The sequence below is a fragment of the Methylophaga sp. UBA5088 genome (assembly GCF_002414625.1).
In the GTDB taxonomy this organism is placed as follows: Bacteria; Pseudomonadota; Gammaproteobacteria; order Nitrosococcales; family Methylophagaceae; genus Methylophaga; species Methylophaga marina.
Genome location: NZ_DIAC01000132.1, coordinates 14,665 through 18,119, shown reverse-complemented (window position 1 = coordinate 18,119; position 3,455 = coordinate 14,665). Strand labels below are relative to the sequence as shown.

4 protein-coding genes are annotated in these 3,455 nt (G+C 44.8%); 2 read left to right on the top strand and 2 right to left on the bottom strand.

Annotated elements, in window-relative coordinates; all coding sequences use genetic code 11:
• Nucleotides 1-741 (bottom strand): FAD-dependent oxidoreductase (locus tag B4K20_RS16410; protein ID WP_289283741.1); only part of this gene is annotated, 741 nt, incomplete at its 3' end.
• Between the two features lie 8 nt (nt 742-749).
• On the bottom strand, nt 750-1,304 hold the full coding sequence (locus B4K20_RS16405) for a D-sedoheptulose-7-phosphate isomerase (protein WP_286305676.1): 555 nt from the start codon (nt 1,302-1,304) through the stop codon (nt 750-752).
• Nucleotides 1,305-1,432: 128 nt separating this feature from the next.
• Between B4K20_RS16405 and rfaP the strand changes: the two genes are divergently transcribed.
• Both rfaP and B4K20_RS16395 read left to right on the top strand, forming a co-directional pair.
• Complete coding sequence (gene rfaP, locus B4K20_RS16400) at nt 1,433-2,233, top strand: lipopolysaccharide core heptose(I) kinase RfaP (protein WP_286305675.1); 801 nt, start codon at nt 1,433-1,435, stop codon at nt 2,231-2,233.
• Nucleotides 2,223-3,455, top strand: a 1,233-nt coding sequence (locus B4K20_RS16395; RefSeq protein ID WP_289283740.1) for a lipopolysaccharide kinase InaA family protein, incomplete at its 3' end; no start/stop codon positions are given. The genes rfaP and B4K20_RS16395, both read left to right, overlap by 11 nt.

The window sequence follows — 3,455 nt, the reverse complement described above, 5'->3', positions numbered from 1 at the left end:
CGGCAGAGGTTGATTGGGGTTTTGGCTCTTGCATAAGACCATTTGTAGCGGTCTACGCTGCATGCTGGGTTGTTTAATCGACAGCGATTGCAATAAGACTTCATTGCCTTCTCCTGCTGTCAGCACAAATTGTTGGGCATGGATAGTGATATCGCCAACCTGAACTGACTCCAGCTGTTGTCCTGAACGTTGCCATTGGTATTGGCTATTGCTAGGCACTGATAACATACGCGAACGCCATTTTGCCGTGATTTTTTTCAGCAGGCTTGGAATATCTAATACAGGCTCATCAAGTTGATAGAGTGTGCCTTTAAAGCCTGCATCCTGAAATAATGCTGGCGCATCCCGTTTATCAACACGCTGCATGCGGCTGCTTAAGGCTTTGCTGGCAAAAAACGACACCATCTTTGAAGACAGTTTGTCTTTAGACCAGAGTAGTTGGTGATCAGCCAATTTTTTGACATCACGAAGATCGATATCACCTTCACCATTTAGGGCGTTTTTCCAGCGAGCAGGCATGGTACTGATGACTTGCGCTGCTTTGGATAACACACCGTTCAGGGCATATTTACTGCCACCATGAATAATGCCTTGAGAGCTAAGCGTTTGTCCCTGGCCGATTTGCCCATTCTCTATGAGCAAAGCATGGATACCCATATCGTTAAGGCGATGATGTAGCCATAAGCCAGCAATGCCTGCGCCGATAATGACGATATCGGTGTGAAGAGTAGTTTGAGTCATGAATAAATTTAGTCTGTCTCGTCGAGGGTTTCACACAACCAGTGACCAATCAGAATATGTCCTTCTTGTACCCGAGCGGTTTCTTTGACGGGAACGGCCACACACTCATCAGCAATGTCAGCTAGCTGACCACCACCTTCACCGGTGAAAGCGCAGGTCCAGATACCCATCTCCTTAGCCGTCTTGATTCCGTTAATAACATTGCCACTATTACCTGATGTGGATAATCCAATGGCGATATCGCCTGGGCGTCCCAAAGCGAGAATCTGGCGATCAAAAACCGTATCAAACTGATAATCATTGCTGTGAGCCGTCAGAATTGAGGTGTCTGTAGTTAAAGCGATGGCACCATAGGGTCGACGGTCTTTGTGATAACGCACCACAAATTCTGCTGCTAAATGTTGCGCATCAGAGGCGCTGCCACCGTTGCCAAAGAACAGAATTTTATTGCCTTGTTTTACACAATCTGAAATTCGGGCAGCAAGTGCTGTGACTTGTGGTTCAAGTGCAAACAGACTTTCGATCATCGCCTGATGACGTACGATAGTGGCTTTAAATGACACGGCTTCCCCTTAAACTGGTGTAGTGATGATAACATCTCACTTTTCGACATCGACAGTTTAACAAAATTCAGACTGACTGGCGGTTTTGAGGCAAGACTGAGTTTGACTGAATCACATCATAAAACTGAATGAAAACACACACACTGTATTTACGTGAAGACTTAGCCCAGGCTTGGCGAAATAAAGCTATTTTTCCCTGGTTGCAGACCATGCCGGGTGAAATATTTCGTGATAAAGAAGGGCGGCGGACATTACGTTTCGAGGTCGAACAACACAGCTACTTTCTAAAATATCATCAAGGTGTAGGTTGGGAAGAAATTTTCAAAAATCTGTTGTCTCTACGCTTACCGATTATCAGTGCCAGAAATGAATGGCAGGCGGTGCAGTTTTTACAGTCTCATCATCTGGATACCATGACCTTAGCCGGCTATGGCGAAAAAGGATGGAATCCAGCCAAACGCCATTCTTTTGTGATTACTGATGATTTGACCGATACCATGAGTCTGGAATATCTGGGGCAGCAGTGGCGACAGACACCACCGTCATTCAAAAGCAAATACGATTTAATCCAGAAACTAGCCCATATCGCTGGGACCATGCATAAAAATGGTATGAATCATCGAGATTTTTATCTTTGTCATTTTTTGCTGGATAAGTCGTTTGCTGAGACCAATGTTTATCAGCCCTCAATGCCGATATATTTAATTGACCTTCACCGTGCTCAAATTCGGAAAAAAGTGCCATTACGCTGGCAAATAAAGGACTTGGGTAGTTTATATTTTTCTGCCTATGCTGTGCCGCTGACCCAGCGAGATTTGTTCCGCTTTATCAAGACCTATACCCAACTACCTTTGCGCCAGGCACTGTCCCAATATGCTGATCTGTGGCAGCAGGTTAAACAACGGGCAGATAAATTATATGCTGAATAATATGTCAGATATTAATGCCATTATCAGCACTGATAGCCGACCGCAATTGCCGTTTGAGCTGCAATTAGAACAAAACAGCTATCAGTGTGTGCAAATTCTGCGTGACTTGCCAGAGCGCCGCTTGGCCATGAAAGCCATAGATGGCCACGGCAAAAATGTCGTGATTAAATTATTTGCCAATCAGGGAAAAGCTCAAAAAGACTTTGAGCGTGAGTTAAAAGGTGTTGATGCGGTCAAGCCTGTGACAGTAAAAACACCCAAATTATTGCTCTCGGTCTCAGAGCCACATGGTTCAGCATTGGTGTATGACTTTATTGAAAACAGCCAGTCGTTCCATCTTGAATCGGCGGTTCCTCAGCGCTTGGCATTGCTATCAGAGTTAATGCTTACTCTACACTTGGGCGGCATTTATCAAGATGATATCCATCTCGATAATTTATTACTCAGCGGTGATGAGATTGTGCTTATCGATCTGGGCTCTGTGAAACAGTCAGGTGACGGCAAAGCACTTGATAAAGATACTAGCCTGACAAACTTGGCCAGACTATTTGCCCAGTTTTCATTGCAACAGCGTAGTCATTTGATGCCTTTGCTTAAAGTTTATTATGAAGGACGTGGTTGGCATTATTCGGCCGATGAGCAGCAACAGTTTAGTCAGCTGTTAGACAAAGCATGGCAGCAACGCAAAACACAATTTCTTAAGAAATGTTTTCGTCCATGTACGATGACGTATTATCAAAAGAATATTCATTGGCAGGTCGCAGCAAAACGAGATTTCTGGCAACAGAGTCAACTTCAGTCCGTCCGTGATATTGAGGCATTATTTGCTGGCGCTCAGGTATTAAAAGCCGGTAATACGGCGACAGTTGTACGCACAAAGCTGGCTGGCCGTGAGGTCGTTATCAAACGTTATAATATTAAGAATCTGGGTCATGCCATAAGCCGCTGCTGGCGACCAAGCCGGGCCGCGGCATCATGGTGCAATGCTAATTTACTGGTTTTTTCTGGTATTCCGACAACCGAGCCTCTCGCCTTTATTGAAAAGCGCATGGGTCCATTGAGACAAACAGCTTATTTTATTAGCGAATACCATGAGGCCGAGGAGTTGTTAGATGTTTACCAGCAACGCATGCCAACGGAATCAGAAGTGAGTCAGATTCAAACTATCTTTTCAGATCTGAACACAATGCAAGTTGGCCATGGTGATATGAAAGCGCAGAAC